The sequence below is a fragment of the Alicycliphilus denitrificans genome (genome assembly GCF_044792555.1).
GTDB lineage: Bacteria > Pseudomonadota > Gammaproteobacteria > Burkholderiales > Burkholderiaceae_C > Alicycliphilus > Alicycliphilus denitrificans_A.
In genome coordinates this window covers 1,219,332-1,238,599 of record NZ_CP126238.1, presented here as the reverse complement: position 1 = coordinate 1,238,599, position 19,268 = coordinate 1,219,332, and the positions used below count along the sequence as shown (strand labels likewise).

The window sequence follows — 19,268 nt, the reverse complement described above, 5'->3', positions numbered from 1 at the left end:
CCTGGAGATCCGCACCATGACCTACCCTGTGAAAAGCTATGCCGCCCACTCGCCCACCAGCCGGCTGGGCCTGTTCGAGTTCGACCGCCGCAGCCCGCGATCGGACGACGTGGTCATCGAAATCCTGTACTGCGGCGTCTGCCACTCTGACCTGCACAACGTGCGCAACGACTGGGGCAACGCGCAGTACCCGATGGTGCCAGGCCACGAGATCGTCGGCCGCGTGCTCGAGGTTGGCCTCGAGGTCACCCGCTTCAAGGTGGGCGACCGTGTGGGCGTCGGCTGCATGGTCGAGTCCTGCCGCCATTGCAAGGCCTGCGGCAAGGGGTGGGAGCAGTATTGCGAGAACGGAGCCACCTACACCTACAACCACACCGATCCCGTGGACGGCACCCGCACCTATGGCGGCTACAGCGAAAAAGTCGTGGTGGCAGAGCACTTCGTGTTGAAAGTTCCCGATGCGCTCGAACTGGCCGGCGCAGCGCCGCTGCTGTGCGCCGGCATCACGACCTACTCGCCACTGCGGCACTGGAACGTACAGCCCGGCAGCCAGGTGGCCATTGTCGGTCTGGGTGGCCTCGGCCACATGGGCCTGAAGCTCGCGAAGGCCATGGGCGCCGAGGTCACGCTGTTCAGCCGCTCGCCCGGCAAGGAAGCCGATGCCCGCCGGCTGGGGGCCGACCACATCGTCATTTCCACCGACGCCGGGCAGATGGCGGCCGTGGCCGGGCACTTCGACCTCATCATCGACACTGTGCCCTATCAGCACGACGTCAACCCCTACGTACCGACACTTGCCACCGGCGGTACCCTCGTGATGGTCGGCTACCTGGGGCCGCTGGAGCCGGCGCTCAACTCTGGCCCGCTGGTGTTCAGCCGCAAGGCGCTGGCGGGGTCGCTGATCGGCGGTATTGCCGAGACGCAGGAGATGCTGGACTTCTGCGGTGCCCACGGCATTCACTCGGACATCGAGCTGATCCGCATCCAGGACATCAACGAAGCCTACGAGCGTATGCTCAAGGCCGATGTCAAGTACCGATTCGTCATCGACATGGCGTCGCTGAAGGGCGAGGTGGCAGCATGAGCGGGCACAGGCTCACCGTGCTGGTGGTCGGCGCGACCGGCAGCATCGGGCGTCACGTGGTGACTGAGGCGCTGCACCAGGGCCATGCCGTACGCGCGCTGGTGCGTGATCTAGAGCGTGCCACCGATCTGCCGTCAGAAGCACAGCGCGTTGTCGGCGATTTGACCCAGCCCGAAAGCCTTTCGGCCGCCGCGCAGGGCATCGACGCCATCGTGTTCACCCACGGCTCCGATGGCGGCAAGGCCGCGGCCGAGCAGGTGGACTACGGCGGTGTGCGCAACGTGCTGCAGGCACTTGGCGGCCGCTCGGCGCGCGTCGCATTGATGACATCGATTGGCGTGACGAACCGCCAGGGAGACTACAACCGCACCACCCAGATCCACGACTGGAAGCGCCGCGGCGAACGCCTGCTGCGCGCCAGCGGCCTGCCCTACACCATTGTGCGACCCGGCTGGTTCGACTACAACGCACCGGACCAGCACCGCCTGGTCTTGCTACAGGGTGACACGCGGCAGGCGGGCGATCCCAGCGACGGCGTGATCTCGCGCCAGCAGATTGCCAAAGTGCTGGTGCACAGCCTGACGTCTGATGCCGCACGGGCGAAGACCTTCGAGCTGGTGGCCGAGCGCGGCGCGGCGCAGAAGGAACTGGAGCCGCTGTTTGCGGCGCTTCAGCCAGACGCTGCAGGCGCTCTCGACGCCGTGCGCGACAGTGCCAACATGCCCCTGGCCGACGAGCCGACCCGTGTGCTCGAAGAGCTGGCGCGGTTTTCAACGCCGAAACGCTGAGCAGGCCGCCAACCCAAGGAGATAACTATGAACCCCTTGATTGCCACCGCTGCAATGCCCCTATCGATGACGGAGCCGTCGGCCGGTGCCGAGCCCGAACTGACGATCACCCACGCCGGCACCAGGCCGATCAACCCTGCGCCTGCACAAAACTTCACCGGAGCGGTGAAGGTCGAGATGCTCTACACCCCCGCCGGCGCCGAGCAGGCCTCGGCCGGCACGGTTAGCTTCTCTCCCGGTGCGCGCACGGCCTGGCACAGCCATCCGCTGGGCCAGACTCTGGTCGTGACGGCCGGCATCGGACGCGTGCAACGCTGGGGCGGTGCGGCCGAACAGATCCAGGTCGGCGATGTGGTCCATATCCCCGCCAATGTCAAGCACTGGCATGGTGCAGCGGCGGACAGTGCGATGACGCACATTGCCATCACCGAGGCCCTCGACAGCAAGGCTGCCGAATGGATGGAGCCGGTGAGCGATGCGCAGTACGGCACGCCGCCTGTGCCCGTGACCGGCGCGGCACCGGCCCAGCCGCCCCAAGGCCAGAAGCTCTTCGGCGACATCGCGTCCAAATTGGGGCAACTGACTGACGACGTGCTCTTTGGTGACGTGTGGGCGCGGCCCGGGCTGCCCCCGCGCGACCGCAGCCTGATCACAGTGAGCGCACTGATCGCGATGAATCGGCCAGAACAACTGCGTGGGCACCTCGCGTGGGCGCGGCAGATCGGACTGTCGGATGCCGAGCTGATCGAAGCCACCACACACTTGGCGTTCTATGCCGGCTGGCCGAGCGCCGTGACAGCCATCGGCGTGGCGCGCGAGGTGTTCGCGCAGCCGCGGTCCTGAGTCAGCTTGAACTGCTCACAGGAGATCGAGATGAAGGAAGTTGTCGTCGTCGTCGGAGCCGGATTCATCGGCCAGGCCATTGCCCGCCGTGTGGGAGCGGGCAAGCATTTGCTACTGGCGAATGTCACGCACAAGAGCGCCATCGAAGCGGCCGAGGCTCTGGCCAACGCCGGCTTTGATGTAAGCGCGGCTGAGGTCGACATTTCGTCGCGCGCGTCGGTCCAGGCCCTGGTCGACAAGGCTCAGAGTCTGGGTGCCATCACGGGTCTCGTCCATGCCGCCGGCGTGTCCCCCTCGCAGGCACCGATCGACACCATCCTGAAGGTCGACCTTTATGGCACTGCGCTTGTGCTGGAACTGTTCGGCAACGTGATCGCACGCGGCGGCTCGGGCGTGGTGATCTCTTCGCAGTCGGGTCACCGGCTGCCGGCGCTGACGGCAGAGCAGGACAAGGCGCTGGCAACCACACCGACAGAAGATCTGCTTGCCCTTGAGATGCTGCAGCCCGGCCAGGTGACCGACACCTTGCACGCTTATCAGCTCTCCAAGCGCGGCAACTCGCTGCGCGTGATGGCCGAGGCCGTGCGCTGGGGGCGGCGCGGCGCGCGGATCAACACGATCAGCCCCGGAATCATCATTACGCCACTGGCCCGCGACGAACTGAACGGCCCGCGCGGCGCGGGCTATCGTCGCATGATAGAAACCTGCGCCGTCGGTCGCGCCGGCACGCCGGATGAGGTGGGCAACGTGGCTGCGCTGCTGATGGGCACTGATGGCGGCTTCATTACCGGCAGCGACTTCCTGATGGACGGCGGCGTCACTGCGGCGTACCGGTTCGGTGCGTTGTCGCCAGCGGCATGAACTCATGTGAACCGCCCAGCGGCGACGGCCGCTACCTCGCCCCTCGCTCGCCTGCATGGTGGCGTTGCCGACGTGCATAACTGGTCGCCACGCTGACGTGTGGCCCCGATCACCGTCCACTACTGCGGCAACAGAGGTCAAGAGCGAGGAGTGAATCGACCAAAGCTACGGTCGAGAGTCTGGTTGTGGGCGCTCTTATGGACGTCGGCTCTTGGCCGGTACCTGCCCATCCTGACAGCTCAACAACCCATGCAACAGGCCCTGGTCAGCGCACGGCCTGAGATCTCCGCATGGCGCGCACACGCGCGCCACCAACCCTATCCGCCCCGCAGCGGCGTCACCACCGCCATGGCCTCGCTGCGCAGCTGCTGCGCCAGCCCCTCGGCCAGGCGCAGGCGGCGCAGCAGCCAGGGGGCAAGATCGGCCTCGACCAGCGGCGGCAATGACTGCGGGACTGCCTCCCCGTCCCATGGCGGCTCGGGCGCAGCAGCCACGGCGGCGCCGGTCAGCACGGCCTCCAGCCGCTCGGCGGCCTCCTGCAGGGGCGCCTGCACGTCCTCGCCGCGCAAATGCCCGCGGCGCAGCAACAGCATGGACTTGACGGCCGTGAGCTGCGCCAGCAGCTGGTAGCAATGCACCTGCATGCGTTCCAGCGGCGCCAGCGGCGGGCGCACGGCGCGCGGCTCCTTCCAGGCGCGCGCCGTGGCCTGCACCAGGGCGCCCAGGCTGTCGTAGGCCTCGCGCCGGGCCAGGCGCCAGGCCAGTTCGGGGTGGTTGTCCACGGCCTGCAGCTGGCCCAGGCCCAGGGCCTCACGCGCGTGGCGCGTCTGCGCCGCCAGCGTGCGCGCCACCAGGGCCGGTATCTGCTGGCGCTCCCAAGAGGGCAGCACATAGGCGAAGGCCCAGGCGATGCCGGCGCCGATCAGGGTGTCGGCCATGCGTTCGAGCAGCACGAAGCCGGGGCTGCCGCCCGCGCCCAGCAAATGCGCCTGCACCAGGCCGAGCACCGTGGCCGCGATGGCGGTGAACAGGTAGCGCTGCAGCGTGAACGCATGGGCCACGGCCTGCGCCACGGTGACGCAGGCCAGCAGCGCCCAGTGCGGCAGCTCGGCCGCCAGCACGACCGAGGCCAGCAGGCAGCCTAGCAAGGTGCCCGCCACGCGCTCGTTGCGCCGCTCCAGCGTCTGCGCCAGGCTGCCGCGCAGCACGACGATGATGGTCAGCACGATCCAGTAGGCATGCTCGCGCCAGGGCAGGAGCTGCGACAGCGCATAGCCCGCGCCAATGGCCAGCGCCGCGCGCATGGCGTGGCGCAGCGGCGCGGCACGCCAGCGCCACAGGCCGAAGAAGGGCTTCCAGCCCCAGCCCGTGGGGCTGACGAACATTTGCCAGTACACACGCACCAGGGCCAGGTCGGGCGTGGTCTCGCCGCGCGCCAGGGCCGTGAGGCGTGCCGCTTCGTCATGGATATGGCCTATGCGGTGCGACAGCGCCTGCGCCAGTCGCGCCGGGGTAAAGCCAGCGCCGGGCGGCAAAGGCGGCAGCTCAAGCCCGGCGCGCAGGCTCTCGAACGCCGCGGGCATCTGCCCGAGCAGCAAGGCATCGGCCAGCCGCTCCAGCTGCGCCGCCAGGGCCACCAGCACCCCGCGCTGGCGCGACAGCGCCTGGGCCAGCTCGGGCTGGGTGCGCAGCCCCTCCAGGTCCAGGGCGCTGGCCAGCAGATGGTCGCGCATCTCCAGCGCGCACAGCAGCATGCCGGCCAGCTGCTGCTGGCGGGCGCTGCCGGGCGATTCCAGCACGATGTCGCGCGCCGACTGCAGCTGGTCGGCCAGCGCCGCCTGGCGCAGCAGCAGCCCGCCCATGAGCGGATTCGCGCGCTCGCCCAGCGCCAGCATGGGCGTGAATTGCAGCGCCTGCAGCCGCATCAGCGCCGCCTGCGACAGCAGCACGTCGGCGATCATCTGTACGCGGTAGCGGCCGTTGAGCAGCCGGTTGGCCAGCACGCCCCAAGGCAGGTACAGCAGCGCGCCCAGGCCAAAGTAAAAACTGCTGCTCAGGGCCGACTGCCAGCCATCGCCCCCGGCAGGCGCGGGCACGGCCATGGAGAACACCAGCGCCAGCACGGCGGCAATGGCCACGGGCGCGCCGCGCTTGCCCCAGGCCATGGCCAGGAAGGCGAAAAAGCTCGCCGGCACGATGAGCAGCCCGAGCAGCCAGGGCTCGCCGTGCAGGCGCTGCACGACGAAGAACAGCGGCAGCGCCAGCAGCGGCGCGGGCAGCATGTGCAGCAGCTTGCCGCGCCGCGGTGCGGGAATGTCGGGCGGAATGGCGACGATGGCCCCCACGGTCGCGGCAGAGGCCGCCGCGCTGCCCCCCAGCAGGTGCATCAGGGAGGAGATCACCAGCAAGCCCAGCGCCGCCGCCGCGCCATTGGCAACGTAGTGCGACAGCAGCACCCGCAGGGCTGCGCGCAGGCGGGGCTGTAGGGGCATGGGCATGGCCGAATGCAGCGTCCCGCCTGGACTGGGGAGGGATCAGCCGAGCTGCAGCGGATCCATGTACTGCAGGCGCCAGTCCTCGAAGGGCAGCCGGTCGGCCGCCTCTATGTCCTTTTGCGCGGCCAGGGACTGCGCGGCCAGGGCCTCGTAATGCGCCTGCTGCCGGGCATCCCAGGGGCGGGCCAGCAGCGCGTCGCGCGCCTGGCACGAGTGGGCAAAGGAAAACGCCTCAAAGTCGCACGCGTGCTGCCCGCGCATAGCCGCCAGCACCCGCGCCGACGGCGCCAGGCTGGCGTCCGCAAGCACGGCCCGGGCCTGGGCGAGCGCCGCCGCGTAGTCGCTCCCGCCCTGCCCGGCATCGAGGGCGGCGGCCAGCGGCGCGCATTCGCCCAGCACCTGCGCGGCCCAGTCGGTCAGCAGCACGCTCTGGCCGCGCCGCTGCAGCATCAGTCCGCTCTCGCGCCCGCGCTCGGCCGTCTGGTGCTGGTTGTGCTTGATCTCGGCGATTTCCTGCGGCGTGTCCGGGGGGCTGTCGGAGAGCAGGCAGTGCAGCAGGAACACGTCCAGCAGGCGCATGGTGGCGGCGGTGATGCCCACGCTCTCGAACGGGTCCAGGTCCATGAGCCGCACCTCGACATACTCCACGCCGCGCTCGCGCAGCGCGTGCAGCGGGCGCTCGCCGCGCTGCACAGTGCGCTTGGGGCGGATGGTGCCGTAGAACTCGTTCTCGATCTGCAGCAGGCTGGTGCCCAGCTGGTTGTAGTCGCCGCCGATGTTTCGTATGCCGATCGCCTCGTAGGCCGGGTAGGGCCGGGTCAGCGCCTCGTAGAGCGAGTCGGCATAGCCCTTGAGGCCGTTGTAGCTCACGTTCAGGCTGGCCTGGGCGTCGCTCTGGTAGCCCAGGCGTCCCATGCGCAGCGAGGTGGCGTGCGGCAGATGCAGGGCCCGGCCGCCATCGCCCATGGGCTGCAGGCTGTGCTGGCGGCCTTCGACAAAGCAGGGGCACAGCGCGGGCGAGGCGCCGAACAGGTACAGCAGCACGAAGGCGTGGCGGCGGAAGTTGCGGATCAGCGCGAAGTATTCCTCGCTCGTCACGCCGGGCAGCGACCAGTTGTAGTGGATGCCCGAGATGGTCTGCATGCGCCGCCCGTAGCGGTGCGCCAGGCCCATGCGGTAAATGCTCTTGGCGCGGCCGATGTGCGAGTTGCCGTAGCGGCCTATGGGAATGGTCTCGTCCGTGGGCAGGCCGCAGGGCATGCTGCTGACCCACAGCATCTCGCCGCCCGCATCCCGCAGGGTGCGCAGCACGTACTGGTGAATGCCGACAAGCTCGTCCAGGCAGCCCTCGACGCTTTGATGCGCGCCCGTGATGAGCTCGATCTGCGACTCGCTGTAGTCGGTGGTGATGGAGGGGTGCGTGAGGGCCGAGCCCAGCGCCAGCGGGTGCGGCGTAAGCGCCAGGCCGCCCGTGGGCAGCACGCGCAGCCCCTCTTTTTCTATGCCACGGCGCATGCCCGCCAGCCGCTCTTGCGGCAGGGTTGCGATTCTCTCTTGCAGAGTGCTCATTATTTGCGCTTGCTTTTTTTGGGAAGGGGCTGAACTTAGCACGCCGGGCCGCCGCCTGGCTGACACCCAGCGCAAGCGCCAGCGCCTTGCAGGGGCACTGGCGCTGTGTTTCATCAAGAAAAGAGGCCCGAAAGCTGCCCGTCCGCGGTGTCAGGAGGGCGACCTGATCCGCGCTCGCTACCCCAGGCCTGTCCAGGGCGGCGGTGTTCAAAACCCATGCAGGCTCTGCTGCGGGGCGCCACCCTCCAGCGCCAGCAGCGCCTGCTTGCGCGCCAGGCCGCCGCCAAAGCCGGTCAGGCTGCCGTCGCTGCCGATGACGCGGTGGCAGGGCACGATGACGGACACCTTGTTGGCGCCGTTGGCGGCCGCCACGGCGCGCGTGGCCGTGGGCTTGCCGATGCCTTTGGCCTGCTGGGCATAGCTGCGCGTCTGGCCGTAGGGGATGCCCAGCAGCGCCTGCCAGGCGGCCAGCTGGAACGGCGTGCCAACCAGGTCCAGGGGCACGCCGAAACGCTGGCGCTGCCCGGCGAAGTATTGCGCCAGCTCGGCTCGCACCTGCGCCAGGATGGGGCTGTCGCCCGTCTGTGCGGCGCCGCCGCGCGCGGCCTCGACCTGGGCCAGCTCGCGCGCTACGCCCTGCTGGCCGACGAATTCGAGCAGGCACAGGCCCTGCGCGCAGGCCACGGCCAGCATGTCGCCCAGGGGGGTGGGAATGGTGCAGGACAGCAGGCCCATGGCGTCTTGCCCCTCGCCGCTTCTAGTCCTCGATGCCGCGCTGCGCCGGCACGCCGGCCTGGAAGGCATGCTTGACGAGCTTCATCTCGGTCACGGTGTCGGCCACGGCGATGATTTCCTCGGGGCAGCGCCGGCCGGTCAGGCACACGTGCACGTCCCCGGGGCGCGCGGCCAGGGTGGCGAGCACCTCGGAGAGCGGCAGCCAGCCGTAGATCAGCGGGTAGGTGATCTCGTCGAGCACGACGAGGAAATACTCGCCCGAGAGGATGGCGGCGCTGGCCTTGGCCCAGCCGTCACGCGCCAGCTGCGCGGAATGCTCCAGGTCTTTGCTCTTCCAGCTGAAGCCATCGCCCAGGCCCTCGACGGGCAGGCCGACCTGCTCGGCCAGGCGGTGCTCGCCAAAGCGCGCGCTGGGCACCTTCATGAACTGGAACACCTTCACCGCCTTGCCCCGGCCCGTGGCGCGGAACGCCAGGCCGAAGGCGGCCGTGCTCTTGCCCTTGCCGTCGCCGGTGTTGACGATGACCAGGCCGCGGCGCTCGCCCTCGGCCTTGTCGTAGGGTTTCTCGGCGGGTGGGGTTTCGATCTGCATGGGATTCCTTCAAACGTTGATGTGCGGCAGGGCCAGCCACTGGCCCGCCACCCGGTGGATGGCGATGCGCCCGTCGAACACCCGCTCCAGCGCGCGGTGCGTGGCGCCGTCGCCGGCCGCGCCGTGGTGGCGCAGTTGCCCGCGGTCGATGATGAGCATGTCGTCGGCCTGCAGCGCCAGGGAGATTTCGTGCAGCACGCTGACCACCGTGTGGCCGCGCGCCACCAGGGCGCGCATGAGCTGCAGCCAGTCGGCCTGGTGCGGGGGGTCGAGGTTGGCCAGCGGCTCGTCCATCAGCAGCACCGGGGCCTGCACCGCCAGGGCGCGCGCCAGCAGCACGCGCTGGCGCTCGCCGCCCGATAGTGCCCCAAGCGCGCGCTCGCGCCAGTCCCAGGCCTGGGTGGCGCGCAGCGCCTGCTCCACGGCGGCATGGTCCGCGCTGCTGGCGGGTTGCATCCAGCCCTGGTGCGGCAGTCGGCCGAGCATGGCCACGTCGTACGCCGTGAGGTCGTCGGCGGCGGCCTCGTTCTGGCCCAGCCAGGCCAGCCGGCGCGCGCGCTCGCGCCGCTGCCAGGCGTGCAGTTCGCGCCCCAGCAGCTCCACGCGGCCGCTGCGCGCGGGCAGCAGCCCGGCCAGGACCTTCAGCAGCGTGGACTTGCCCGCGCCGTTGGGGCCGACGATGCTGGTCCAGCGCCCGGCGGCGATCTGCAGGCTCATGCCTTGCAATATGCAGTCTTTTCCGGCGCCAGCACTTATCTGGTAAGCGCCAACAGCTATTTTTTGTGCAGCAGTCACAACAGCCCCCCGGGCGCCGTGCGCCGGTGCATCAGCCACAGCAGGTAGCCGCCGCCGAGCACGGCGGTGAGCACGCCCACGGGCAGCTCCTGCGGCGCCAGCAGACCGCGCGCCAGCAGGTCGGCGCCGGCCAGCAGCGCGCCGCCCATCAGGCTGGCCAGCAGCATCAGGCGGCCATGGGGCACGCTGACGACGGCGCGCACCAGGTGCGGCGCGGCCAGGCCCACGAAGGCGATCAGGCCGGTCTGCGCCACCGCCGTGCCCGTGGCCAGGGCCAGCACCGCCACCAGGGCGGCGCGCAGCGGCGCCAGCGGCAGGCCCAGGCTGTGCGCCGTGGCCTCGCCCAGCGCCAGCGCATCGAGCGAGCGCGACAGCCCCCAGGCCGCGCCCAGGCAAGGCAGCCACACGGCCAGCAGCAGCAGGCACGAGGTCCAGCCGACGAAGCCGGTGGAGCCCAGCAGAAAGCCCTGCATGGCCTGCAGCGAATCAGGCGAGAGCAGCAGGATCAGCGAGGTGCAGGCGCCCAGCACCACGCCCACCACCACTCCGGCCAGCAGCAGGCGCAGCGTGTGCTGCACGCCGCGCGCCAGCACCAGGGTGAGCAGCACGGCCGCCACCGCGCCCACGAAGGCCGCGCCGGTCAGCCCCAGGCGCACCAGCCAGTGGCCGGAATAGACCGACACCACGGCCGCCGTGCCGGAGGCCCCCAGCATGCCGCCCGCCCCGCCCATCAGCGCCAGCGCCGCCGCCACGCCCAGCGACGCGCCCGAAGCGCTGCCCAGCAGGTACGGGTCGGCCAGCGGATTGCGGAACAGCCCCTGGGCCACGGCCCCGGCCAGGCCCAGCAGGGCCCCGGCGGCCCAGGCGCCCAGGGTGCGCGGCAGGCGGATGTCCCAGACGATCTGCCAGGCCATGGCGCCCTCGGCGCTGCCCCGGGCGGCGCCGCGCAAGAGCGGCCAGAGGCTCTCCAGCCCGGTGCTGCCCACGCCCAGGCCCAGCAGCACCAGCACCGCGCCCAGTAGCGCCAGGCCAGGCGCCAGCCAGCGCGCCACGGCGCAGCGCCGGGGCCCGGCCTGGGCGTGCAGCGCCACTGTCTCGCTCATCGCGCACCCCCTGGGGCATGGCGCTGCAGGCAGGCGGCCATGAGGCGCGCGGCCTCGGCCATGCGCGGGCCGGGGCGAATCAGCACATCGGACTCCTCGGCCGAGAACTGGCACAGCCGGCCGTCCCGCAGCGCGCGCAGGCGGTCCCAGCCGGGGCGGGCCAGCAGGCCCTGGGCGCTGCGCGCGCCGACCATGATCAGGTCCGGGTCGGCGCGCACCACATATTCGGGGTTGAGCTTGGGGAAGGGGCCCAGCGTGGCCGGCAGGATGTTGCGCGCGTAGAGGCGCGCCAGGGTCTCGCCGATGAAGGAGCCCTCGCCCGCGCCGAACGGGCCGGGGCTGACCTCGAAGTACACGCGCAGGCCGCGCGCCGCGGGCGGCAGGGACTGGGCGGCAGCGGCGACGCCGGCGTCTATGCCGCGCCAGACCTGCTGGGCATCATGGACGCCGAGCAGCTGGCCGATCTTGCCGAGCACGCGCCGCACGTCGGCATGGGTCTTGGGCTCCAGCGCCACCACGGGAATGCCCAGCGCCTGCAGGCGGTCGGCGGCGCGCGAGGAGGTCGCCATCAGCACCACGTCCGGGCGCAACGCGACGACGGCCTCGATGTTCGGATCCAGCCCGCCGCCCACCTGGGGCAGTTGCTTCACGCCGTCGGGCCAGTTGGTGTAGCGGTCCACGCCCACCAGGCGCTGGCATGCGCCCAGCGCGCACACGGTTTCGGCAAGGGAAGGCAACAGGGTGACGATGCGCTCGGGCGGCTTGGCGAGCTTGATGACACGGCCCCGGTCATCGGTGACCTGCACGGCCTGAGCCTGCGCCAGGCTGCTCATGAGCAGCAGCAGCGCCAGCAGCACGGCGACGACGATGAGGATGCGCTTGACCGGCGTGGGCTTCATGGCTCGCATTCTTTCAGGGTGAGTGGCAGGCCCGCGGCCATGAGGGTGACGCGCGCGCAGGCCGCCGCCGCCCGCTGGTTGAGCACGCCCAGCGCGTCGACGAAGGCGCGCACCTCGCGCCCCAGCGGAATGACCCCCAGGCCGATTTCGTTGCCCACCAGTACAACAGGCCCGGGAGTCTGCCGGATTGCTTCCAAAAAGAGAGCTTCTTGCGCTTTCCAGTCGGGCGTTTCAGGCTGATTTGGCTTGGATTGCTCAATGGGCATCCGCCAGTTCGTCAACCACAGCGTCAGGCAGTCCACGACGATGAGGGTCTGGGCGCTGCCGTGGCACTGCAGGGCGCTGGCAAGATCCAGCGGCTCCTCCAGCGTCGCCAGCCCGGGCACGCGCGCGGCGCGGTCGCGCTGGTGGCGCTCTATGCGCTGGCGCATTTCATCGTCCCAGGCCTGGCCGGTGGCGATCAGCAGCGCCCGGTGCGCGGGTGATTCGGATAGCCACTGACGCGCCAGCAGTTCGGCGCGGCGCGACTTGCCGCTTTTCTGCCCGCCCAGGATGAGTTCGCTGCGCGCCACGTCCATCATGCCGCCCCTGCGCCAAACAAGGCCGCCGTGGCCGCCGGGCTGGACGCGAACCAGGCGTGAAAGTAACTGGCCTGCACGCTGCCCAGGCGGTACACGGCCTCGCCCGCATCCGGCGCCACGCCCTGCCCCGGCCGCGCCGTGCGCGTGGCCACGGGAGCGTGGCAGCCGAAGGTGGAGTAGTGAAAGGTATGGCCGCGCAGCATGCCCTGGGGCAGCGCCAGTTGCTGCGGCCCCAGGCCGGCCAGGCGCCGCTGCAGGGTCACGCGCCCGGGTAGCAGGCCCCACAGGGGCAACGTGCGGCCATCGGGCAGAAGAATGGATTCGGCCAGCGCCATCATGCCGCCGCATTCGGCCCACAGGGGCTTGCCCGCAGCCGCATGGGCACGCAGGTCGGCTTGCAGGCCCTGGTTGGCGGCGATTGGCTCGGCGTGCAGCTCGGGATAGCCGCCGGGCAGCCAGACGGCGTCGCAGGGCGGCAGGCGCTCACCCGCCAGGGGCGAGAAGAACGCCAGGCGCGCACCCAGGCGCTCCAGGGTCTGCAGGTTGGCCGGGTAGATGAAGGCAAAGGCCGCATCGCGCGCCACGGCCACGGTGCGGCCGGCCAGCAGCGGCGGCACCGGCGCCGGTGCTTGCGGGGCGAAATCCACGGCAAAGCGCTGCAGCGCGGCAGTATCCATCTGGCCCAGCGGCGTGGCGGCCAGGGCGTCGGCGGCCATGTCCAGGCGCACCATTGCGTCGGGCAGCTCCTGCGCTGCCACCAGGCCCAGGTGGCGCTCGGGCAGCAGCGGCCCGCCGCCCTCCCCCTCCAGTCGCGGCAGCGCGCCCAGCCAGTCGGCGCCGTCCCGCAGGCCGTCCTGCAGCAGCTGCGCGTGACGATCGCCCGCCACGCGATTGGCGAGCACGCCCGCCCAGGGCAGACCGGGGCGAAAGGCCTTCAGGCCATGGGCAATGGCGCCCAGCGTGCCGCCCATGGCCCAGGCGTCAATCACGGCCAGCACCGGTATGCCGAAGCGCCCGGCCAGGTCGGCCACGCTGTCCACGCCGTCGAACAGGCCCATCACACCTTCGATGAGGATCAGGTCCGCGTCGTACGCGGCGGCATGCAGGCGTGCGGCGCAGTCTTGCGCGCCCGTCATCCACAGGTCGAGCTGCTCCACCGACGCGCCGCTGGCAAGACGGTGCCAGTGCGGGTCCAGATAATCCGGCCCGCACTTGAACACGCGCACGCGCCGGCCGCGCCGTGCATGCAGGCGCGCTAGCGCGGCAACGACGGTGGTCTTGCCCTGGCCGGAGGCGCAGGCGGCAATGACCAGGGCGGGGCAACGGGCCACGGTGCTCATGGCCGGCTCAATACTGCGGCGCCCACTTCAGGCCCACGTAAAACGTGCGGCCCGGCGTGGCGTAGGTGCGCGCCGTCTGGTAGTCCTTGTCGGCCAGGTTGTCCACGCGCGCCACGACCTGGTAGTCGCGCGCCAGACGGGTGCTGGCGTAGAGGTTGAGCAGGGTGTAGCCGCCCAGGCGGGTCTTGTTGGCCGCGTCGTCGTAACGCTGGCCCGAGGCCTGCACCTCGCCGCCCAGCGCCCAGCCCGCCAGCAGCGTGTCGGCGCCGAAGCTGGCGTGCCGCCGGGCACGGCGCGCCAGCAGCTTGCCGGTGTCCAGGTTCTTGGGGTTCTGCCAATCCACCGAGCCACGCAGCTGCACCTGACCTACGCGGGTGCCGCCGGCCAGGGTGATGCCCTCGTAGCGCGCCTGGCCCACGTTGTCGTAGCAGCCGGGGAAGGGGCCGGAGCCACCCGGGCAGGGGCCGGCGCCGCCGACCCAGTTGATCAGATTGCTGACCTTGTTGCGGTAGGCCGTGGCCGAGAATGCATGGGGGCCTTGCGCCCATTTCACACCCAGCTCCACGTTGCGGCTGGTTTCAGGCTGCAGCGTCGCGTCGCCGTACATGCTGAAGCGCTGGTACAGCGTGGGCGCACGGAAAGCGGTGCCCGCCGAGGCCGTGGCACGCCAGTTCTTCACGAACTCGTAGCCATAGGCCGCGCTGCCCGAGCTCTTACCGCCGAACTCGCTGTCGTCGTCGTGGCGCGCGTTGAGCTGCAGCGTATGCGCACCGCTGTGCAGGCCATAGCCCAGCGCCAGCGCGTTTTGCGCCCGGCTGCGGTCTATGGGGTTGTTGACCAGCTCGTCTTCACGGCGCTCCAGCGCGGCGCTGAACTGGTGCACGCCGTAGCGCCACTCGTTCTGCAGCAGGTAGCCGCGCAGCCGGGTATCGGTCAGGTAGGGCGAGGGCGTGGTCTGGTAGCGATCCTGCGAATCCGTGATGCTCAGACGCGTCTTGTAGTTGCTGCTCCACTGCGCCTGCCAATTCAGGCCCAGCGTGCGCAGGCGGTGCAGACTGCGGTCATCGGCGGTCTTGCTGGCGTCGTAGCCGCTGTTGGAATCGTTGTACAGCAGCATGCCTTCGACGCGGTGGGCGGCATTGATTTGCAGGCCCAGGCGCGCATTGGCGCTGGTGGCCTGGTAGCCGTCTCGGTCGGGGTTGTTGTTTCGGTTGTCCTTGGTCGTGGCGTCAAAGCCCTTGCTGATCTCGCGTGCTAGGCCCAGCGCGTAATCCACCGTGCCGCTGGAGCCGCTCACGCCGGCCTCGGTGCGCCAGGTGCGATGGCTGCCCGCGCCCACGCCCACATAGGGCGCCACGCCGGCCTCGCCCTTCCTCGTGAAGATCTGCACCACACCGGCGATGGCGTCCGAGCCATAGATGGCGGCAGCGGGGCCGCGCAGCACCTCCACGCGGTCGATCAGGGACAGCGGAATCGCCTCCCAGGGGGCACCGCCCGAACCCGCCTGTGAATCCACACGCACGCCGTCGATATAGACAGCGGTGTAGCGCGTCTCGGCACCGCGCAGGAACAGGCTGGTACTGCTGGCCGGTCCGCCATTGCGCGCCACCTCTATACCCGGCAGGCGCGCAAGCACATCCGCCAGGCCGGTGGCGCCGCTTTGCTCGATGGTTTCGCGGTCCACGACGGACACGTCCGCCACGATGTCGGACAGGGGCTGTGCGCTGCGCGTGGCCGTGACCACCACTTCGTTCAGGGAAGGAGCGCGCAGGTTCTGCGCCAGTTGCACGCTGCCCTCCTGGGCCTGGGCCGCGCAGGCCGACATGGCAGCCAGGGCCAGCACCGAATGGCGCAAACGCACGCGCACGGGCGCTACAGCGCACTCGCAAAAAGACGGATTCGTCATAGGGAAAATTACAGCTAGAAACCCGTGCCAGCCTCCCCGCCAGCGTTGGGTGATACGGCCGCACGCGCCTGCTCTCGGCAGGCACGCACCACCACCATGTTGGCCGGTATCCGGGCTGGCGGAGCAGCTTTCATGGCCTTCCCAGGCGCTTGTTCAAGGCACCCAGTGGCGTGTAAATGAAAGCGGAGCCGGCATGCGACTCATCCGCTGACCGTTGCGGGGGCAGCGCAGGCTCGGGGTGTGCTTCATGGCGAAGAGCCCCTCCCTGCTTCCCGTTGAACTGCGGCCGTGCGAACCACGGCAGCGAGCACCAACGCGGTGGATTTTACGGGAAAACCCACGCACAGCTCTACAATGAAGGGCTCTATGGTCACACCCCACCCTCTCGATCTGATTGCAGAGCGCGTCGAGCGCCTGCTGCTGCGCCACGCGGAACTGGAGCGCACCAACGCCCTGCTGGCCGAGCAGGTGACCACCCTGACCCAGGAGCGTGATTCACTCAAGTCCCGCCTCAGCGCCGCGCGCGCCAGGGTCGATCTCCTGCTGGAGCGCCTGCCCGAAAACAATCCGTCCAAGGATGCGCCATGAATCAGATCGAGGTTCAGATCCTGCAGCAAAGCTACCTGCTGGCCTGCCCTGAGGGCCACGAGGCGCGCCTGCTCGAAGCCGTGGAGCGCGTGGACACGGCCATGACGCGCATTCGCGACGCCGGCAAGGTACGTGCACGCGAACGCATCGCCGTACTGGCGGCACTCAACCTGGCCTTTGAGATCGCCGATCGCAAAGCCGCCGACTTGGCCGCTGCGACGCAGCAGCGCGACACCCCCGCGGCGCAAGCCATCATCCATGCTGAAGACACACCCCTGCCGGCCGCACAAGAACAGCGCCTGCAACAGTTGCTGCTGCGCCTGGATGAAGCCTTGGACGAGGATGGACGATTGTTGTAACCGGCAGGCTGCAGGGCCGCTGCCAATGCACGCAGCCATTACAATGAAACGGTCTGCGGTGCTGCCGGGCTTTATATTTCCTTGAACCAATGCTCAACGAGCACGGGCTTGGTACATTGCCTGGTGAGCGTGATCATCTCGCGTCAGATGAACCCAACGCCTGGCTGCCCTCGCCCACCTGAACCCCCGGTTCAGGATGCCGGTCCGGTGGCATTTGCAGACACCTATTCCTCTGCCCGCGCAAGCCATCGATTCAGCGCTCTGCGGCAGGCAAGAGACACGAGGCCCTTTGGAGCACACGCTTCGAATCAGCAGCCGGACCCGCCGTCCGTGCACGGAACTCTGCCGCAGGCAAGGCCGGCGCGCACAAATACCCTTGGTAGTACTCGCAGCCCATGTCGTGCAGCGCCAGGCGCTGGGCCTGCGTTTCCACACCCTCTGCGACCACACTGAAGCCCAGGGCCCGGCCCATGCTGACAACGGCCTGGACGATGGCGCGATCGCCCTCGTCATCAGGCAATCCGCTCACGAATGTCCTGTCGATTTTCAGCCGATGAATGGCCAGCTTCTTCAAATAGGCCAGGCTGGAATAGCCCGTTCCAAAATCGTCGATCGCGAGCTTGAGCCCCATGCTGGTCAAGGCTGCCAGCACCTGCTCCATCTCCTGGGCATCGTGCAGCAAAACGCTTTCCGTCAACTCCAGCTCCAACTGCTGTGCCGGTAATTGATAGCGGCCCAATAACGCGGTGATGCGCTCCACGAAGCCAGCCTGCCTGAACTCCAGCGCCGAGACATTTACCGACACGACCAAGGGAGTCCCGCAGCTCATCCAGTAGGCAGCCTCCTTGATGGACTGCTCCATCACCCAGGCACCCAGGGTGACGATGAAGCCCGACTCCTCTGCTAACGGAATGAATGTACCGGGCGATACCGCGCCAAGTTCGGGATCCGTCCACCTGGCCAACGCCTCCGCTCCCACGATACGCCCCGTGGCGATCTCCACCTGGGGCTGGTAGTGCACCAACACATGACCCAGCCCCAGCGCCTGGCGCATGGCGTGCTCCATCTTCATGCGCGACAGCAGGTTGGCGTTCATCTGCGGCTGGTAAAAGCCGTAACTGCCGCGCCCGCGCTCCTTGACTTGGTACATGGCGGTATCGGCCTGCTTGATGAGTTCCTCAAACGAACCTCCATCCTGGGGGAACAAGGACAGGCCAATGCTGCACTGGACGGAAAACTCCATACCATCGAGCATGAATGGGTACTGCATCTCATCAAGCATGCGACGTGCCACGGCCTCGGCAACGCCGGCATCGGCGCCATGCAGATGGATGACGAATTCATCGCCACCCGAGCGGCACAGCATGTCGGACTGGCGCAGGCAGCGCTGCAGCCGCTCCGCCACCAACTTCAGCACACGATCGCCAAAGGAGTGCCCCAAAGAGTCATTGACGATCTTGAAGCGATCCAGATCCAGAAACAGAATGGCAAAGCTGTCGCCAATGGCACGAGACGCATCAATGGCCGCCGCCACCTTTTTAGCCAACAACAGCCCGTTGGGCAGCCCGGTGAGCACATCACTGTAGGCCAGTTCCTCAATCCGCTGCTTTGCGGCCTGCTGCTGCGTCAGATCGCGCATGAAGCCTATGCTTTGGTTAACGGTTCCCTCATCATCACGCAGAGCCACCCAGGACAAATGCACACTGCATTGGCCATCATCCCCCTGACGCAGCCGCAACTCGCCCTCCCAAAAGCCCTCCTGCTGCCAAGCCTGCTGCACGCCAGACATGAAGGCGCAGTGATTCTGCGTCGGTGCGAAAAGCCTGGCTGCCACTTGGCCGATCACACCTGCCACTGAAGCGCCCAGCAGTCGCTCGCAGGCTGCATTGATGCGCACTATCGCGTTGTGCTTGTCCGCAATGAAGATGGCATCGAGACTCGATTCGTACACCCTGGCCGCCAGTCGCAAATCGGCCTGGACTGCCGACTGCTGGGTGATATCGCGAAACGAGTACACCCGCCCTGCAGGGCGGCCCCTGATGAATTGCGGCACGGAGCGCTGCTCCACCGTCATGCCATTGCGTAGCCGCAGGATATCGGCACTCTCCCGCATGGGCTCATGCGCAATCGCAGTCCGGCGGACACGGTAAGCCTCAGAATCAAGTACCTGATCTTCCATATGCGCCCATATCGCCGCATCGTCGCGCCGTAGCAGCAGCTCGTGTGGCACCTGCCAGATGTGCACCAGACGTTGGTTGAAGGCGCGCATCTGCCCATGCAGATTACAGGTCAGGACACCATCGGCGGCGGAATCAAGGGTGGCGCGCAGCTCCGACAGCAGGGCCTCCAGTTCAAGGCGCGAGGCCTCATGCTCAGATCGATCCTGCATGGTCAGTAGCAGGCACCGCACCGCATCGGTGACGGTCGGCGCATGAATGGCAAGTACGCAGCGATCCACCGGCACCAATGCCCCGCTGCGTATGTTGCGCACCCAGCTATGCGAATGGATACCGGCCGCAATATCTGTATTGGCCTGACTCCAGTAGATTTGATCCTCTGGCGTAGCCGCCAGCTCGAGAATTGGCATGCCCTCCATGTCCACCGCACGCCGCCCCACCAGTCGCGCAGCCGCCTCATTGGCCTGGAGGATCTGCAGGGTGGAGGCATCCACCAGCCAGGCAGCCAGGCTTAGACCATTCCATATGGCCTCAAACGGTTGCCTGCCGATAT

17 protein-coding genes and 1 riboswitch are annotated in these 19,268 nt (G+C 68.7%); of the genes, 6 read left to right on the top strand and 11 right to left on the bottom strand.

The features are described from left to right. Positions 1–16: 16 nt before the first annotated feature. Genes P7644_RS05830 through P7644_RS05815 form a run of 4 tightly spaced genes read left to right on the top strand, consistent with a single transcriptional unit; the run spans position 17 to position 3,576 of the window. Positions 17–1,084 carry an NAD(P)-dependent alcohol dehydrogenase gene (locus P7644_RS05830; RefSeq protein WP_404302182.1) on the top strand — a complete coding sequence of 356 codons (1,068 nt, stop codon included), beginning with the start codon at positions 17–19 and terminating at the stop codon, positions 1,082–1,084. After that, a complete protein-coding gene (locus tag P7644_RS05825; RefSeq protein ID WP_404302181.1) occupies positions 1,081–1,872 on the top strand; it encodes an SDR family oxidoreductase in 792 nt (263 codons plus the stop codon). The genes P7644_RS05830 and P7644_RS05825 overlap by 4 nt, the downstream gene beginning before the upstream one ends. A gap of 27 nt (positions 1,873–1,899) precedes the next feature. Beyond that, positions 1,900–2,715 (top strand): cupin domain-containing carboxymuconolactone decarboxylase family protein, encoded by an 816-nt coding sequence (locus tag P7644_RS05820; protein WP_404302180.1) that lies wholly within the window; start codon positions 1,900–1,902, stop codon positions 2,713–2,715. A 30-nt stretch (positions 2,716–2,745) separates the two neighbouring features. Further along, a complete protein-coding gene (locus P7644_RS05815) occupies positions 2,746–3,576 on the top strand; it encodes an SDR family oxidoreductase (protein ID WP_404302179.1) in 831 nt (276 codons plus the stop codon). Positions 3,577–3,893: 317 nt separating this feature from the next. Here the strand turns inward: P7644_RS05815 and P7644_RS05810 are convergent, their stop codons facing one another. The 10 genes from P7644_RS05810 to P7644_RS05765 form a co-directional block, all read right to left on the bottom strand. Beyond that, on the bottom strand, positions 3,894–6,074 hold the full coding sequence (locus P7644_RS05810; protein WP_404302178.1) for an FUSC family protein: 2,181 nt from the start codon (positions 6,072–6,074) through the stop codon (positions 3,894–3,896). A gap of 36 nt (positions 6,075–6,110) precedes the next feature. Continuing rightward, positions 6,111–7,640, bottom strand: a complete 1,530-nt coding sequence (gene gshA, locus P7644_RS05805) for a glutamate--cysteine ligase (RefSeq protein WP_404302177.1) — start codon at positions 7,638–7,640, stop codon at positions 6,111–6,113. Positions 7,641–7,847: 207 nt separating this feature from the next. Continuing rightward, a complete protein-coding gene (locus P7644_RS05800; RefSeq protein WP_404302176.1) occupies positions 7,848–8,375 on the bottom strand; it encodes a methylated-DNA--[protein]-cysteine S-methyltransferase in 528 nt (175 codons plus the stop codon). Positions 8,376–8,397: 22 nt separating this feature from the next. After that, entirely contained in the window at positions 8,398–8,967 is a 570-nt protein-coding gene (cobO, locus tag P7644_RS05795; protein WP_404302175.1) for a cob(I)yrinic acid a,c-diamide adenosyltransferase, read from the bottom strand. A gap of 9 nt (positions 8,968–8,976) precedes the next feature. Further along, entirely contained in the window at positions 8,977–9,684 is a 708-nt protein-coding gene (locus tag P7644_RS05790; protein ID WP_404302174.1) for an ABC transporter ATP-binding protein, read from the bottom strand. 74 nt (positions 9,685–9,758) lie between these two features. Then, the gene (locus P7644_RS05785; protein ID WP_404302172.1) at positions 9,759–10,865 is read right to left on the bottom strand and encodes a FecCD family ABC transporter permease; all 1,107 of its coding nucleotides are present in this window, start codon (positions 10,863–10,865) and stop codon (positions 9,759–9,761) included. Beyond that, a complete protein-coding gene (locus P7644_RS05780) occupies positions 10,862–11,764 on the bottom strand; it encodes an ABC transporter substrate-binding protein (RefSeq protein ID WP_404302171.1) in 903 nt (300 codons plus the stop codon). The genes P7644_RS05785 and P7644_RS05780 overlap by 4 nt, the downstream gene beginning before the upstream one ends. Next, positions 11,761–12,345 (bottom strand): bifunctional adenosylcobinamide kinase/adenosylcobinamide-phosphate guanylyltransferase, encoded by a 585-nt coding sequence (locus P7644_RS05775; RefSeq protein WP_404302170.1) that lies wholly within the window; start codon positions 12,343–12,345, stop codon positions 11,761–11,763. Before P7644_RS05775 ends, P7644_RS05780 begins: the two co-directional genes overlap by 4 nt. Continuing rightward, on the bottom strand, positions 12,342–13,685 hold the full coding sequence (locus tag P7644_RS05770; protein ID WP_404302169.1) for a cobyrinate a,c-diamide synthase: 1,344 nt from the start codon (positions 13,683–13,685) through the stop codon (positions 12,342–12,344). The genes P7644_RS05775 and P7644_RS05770 overlap by 4 nt, the downstream gene beginning before the upstream one ends. A gap of 7 nt (positions 13,686–13,692) precedes the next feature. Next, positions 13,693–15,591, bottom strand: coding sequence for a TonB-dependent receptor domain-containing protein (locus tag P7644_RS05765; RefSeq protein ID WP_404302167.1), 1,899 nt, complete (start codon positions 15,589–15,591; stop codon positions 13,693–13,695). Between the two features lie 83 nt (positions 15,592–15,674). Beyond that, positions 15,675–15,921: riboswitch (cobalamin riboswitch) on the bottom strand. Positions 15,922–15,957: 36 nt separating this feature from the next. Between P7644_RS05765 and P7644_RS05760 the strand changes: the two genes are divergently transcribed. Continuing rightward, positions 15,958–16,179: a DUF904 domain-containing protein gene (locus P7644_RS05760; protein ID WP_404302166.1), complete on the top strand. Its 222-nt coding sequence runs from the start codon at positions 15,958–15,960 to the stop codon at positions 16,177–16,179. Then, positions 16,176–16,538 (top strand): cell division protein ZapA, encoded by a 363-nt coding sequence (locus tag P7644_RS05755; RefSeq protein ID WP_404302165.1) that lies wholly within the window; start codon positions 16,176–16,178, stop codon positions 16,536–16,538. The genes P7644_RS05760 and P7644_RS05755 overlap by 4 nt, the downstream gene beginning before the upstream one ends. A 253-nt stretch (positions 16,539–16,791) precedes the next feature. Here P7644_RS05755 and P7644_RS05750 read toward each other — a convergent pair whose 3' ends face one another. Further along, the gene (locus P7644_RS05750; protein ID WP_404303140.1) at positions 16,792–19,266 is read right to left on the bottom strand and encodes an EAL domain-containing protein; all 2,475 of its coding nucleotides are present in this window, start codon (positions 19,264–19,266) and stop codon (positions 16,792–16,794) included. Positions 19,267–19,268: the final 2 nt, after the last annotated feature.

What these genes read in the sequence shown, in the direction of transcription:
- P7644_RS05810 (WP_404302178.1), bottom strand. Translation starts at nt 6,074, where the DNA reads ATGCCCATGCCCCTACAGCCCCGCCTGCGCGCAGCCCTGCGGGTGCTG.
- P7644_RS05800 (WP_404302176.1), bottom strand. Translation starts at nt 8,375, where the DNA reads ATGGGCCTGCTGTCCTGCACCATTCCCACCCCCCTGGGCGACATGCTG.
- P7644_RS05765 (WP_404302167.1), bottom strand. Translation starts at nt 15,591, where the DNA reads ATGACGAATCCGTCTTTTTGCGAGTGCGCTGTAGCGCCCGTGCGCGTG.
- P7644_RS05770 (WP_404302169.1), bottom strand. Translation starts at nt 13,685, where the DNA reads ATGAGCACCGTGGCCCGTTGCCCCGCCCTGGTCATTGCCGCCTGCGCC.
- P7644_RS05830 (WP_404302182.1), top strand. Translation starts at nt 17, where the DNA reads ATGACCTACCCTGTGAAAAGCTATGCCGCCCACTCGCCCACCAGCCGG.
- P7644_RS05785 (WP_404302172.1), bottom strand. Translation starts at nt 10,865, where the DNA reads ATGAGCGAGACAGTGGCGCTGCACGCCCAGGCCGGGCCCCGGCGCTGC.
- cobO (WP_404302175.1), bottom strand. Translation starts at nt 8,967, where the DNA reads ATGCAGATCGAAACCCCACCCGCCGAGAAACCCTACGACAAGGCCGAG.
- P7644_RS05815 (WP_404302179.1), top strand. Translation starts at nt 2,746, where the DNA reads ATGAAGGAAGTTGTCGTCGTCGTCGGAGCCGGATTCATCGGCCAGGCC.
- P7644_RS05760 (WP_404302166.1), top strand. Translation starts at nt 15,958, where the DNA reads ATGGTCACACCCCACCCTCTCGATCTGATTGCAGAGCGCGTCGAGCGC.
- gshA (WP_404302177.1), bottom strand. Translation starts at nt 7,640, where the DNA reads ATGAGCACTCTGCAAGAGAGAATCGCAACCCTGCCGCAAGAGCGGCTG.
- P7644_RS05820 (WP_404302180.1), top strand. Translation starts at nt 1,900, where the DNA reads ATGAACCCCTTGATTGCCACCGCTGCAATGCCCCTATCGATGACGGAG.
- P7644_RS05825 (WP_404302181.1), top strand. Translation starts at nt 1,081, where the DNA reads ATGAGCGGGCACAGGCTCACCGTGCTGGTGGTCGGCGCGACCGGCAGC.
- P7644_RS05780 (WP_404302171.1), bottom strand. Translation starts at nt 11,764, where the DNA reads ATGAAGCCCACGCCGGTCAAGCGCATCCTCATCGTCGTCGCCGTGCTG.
- P7644_RS05790 (WP_404302174.1), bottom strand. Translation starts at nt 9,684, where the DNA reads ATGAGCCTGCAGATCGCCGCCGGGCGCTGGACCAGCATCGTCGGCCCC.
- P7644_RS05775 (WP_404302170.1), bottom strand. Translation starts at nt 12,345, where the DNA reads ATGATGGACGTGGCGCGCAGCGAACTCATCCTGGGCGGGCAGAAAAGC.
- P7644_RS05755 (WP_404302165.1), top strand. Translation starts at nt 16,176, where the DNA reads ATGAATCAGATCGAGGTTCAGATCCTGCAGCAAAGCTACCTGCTGGCC.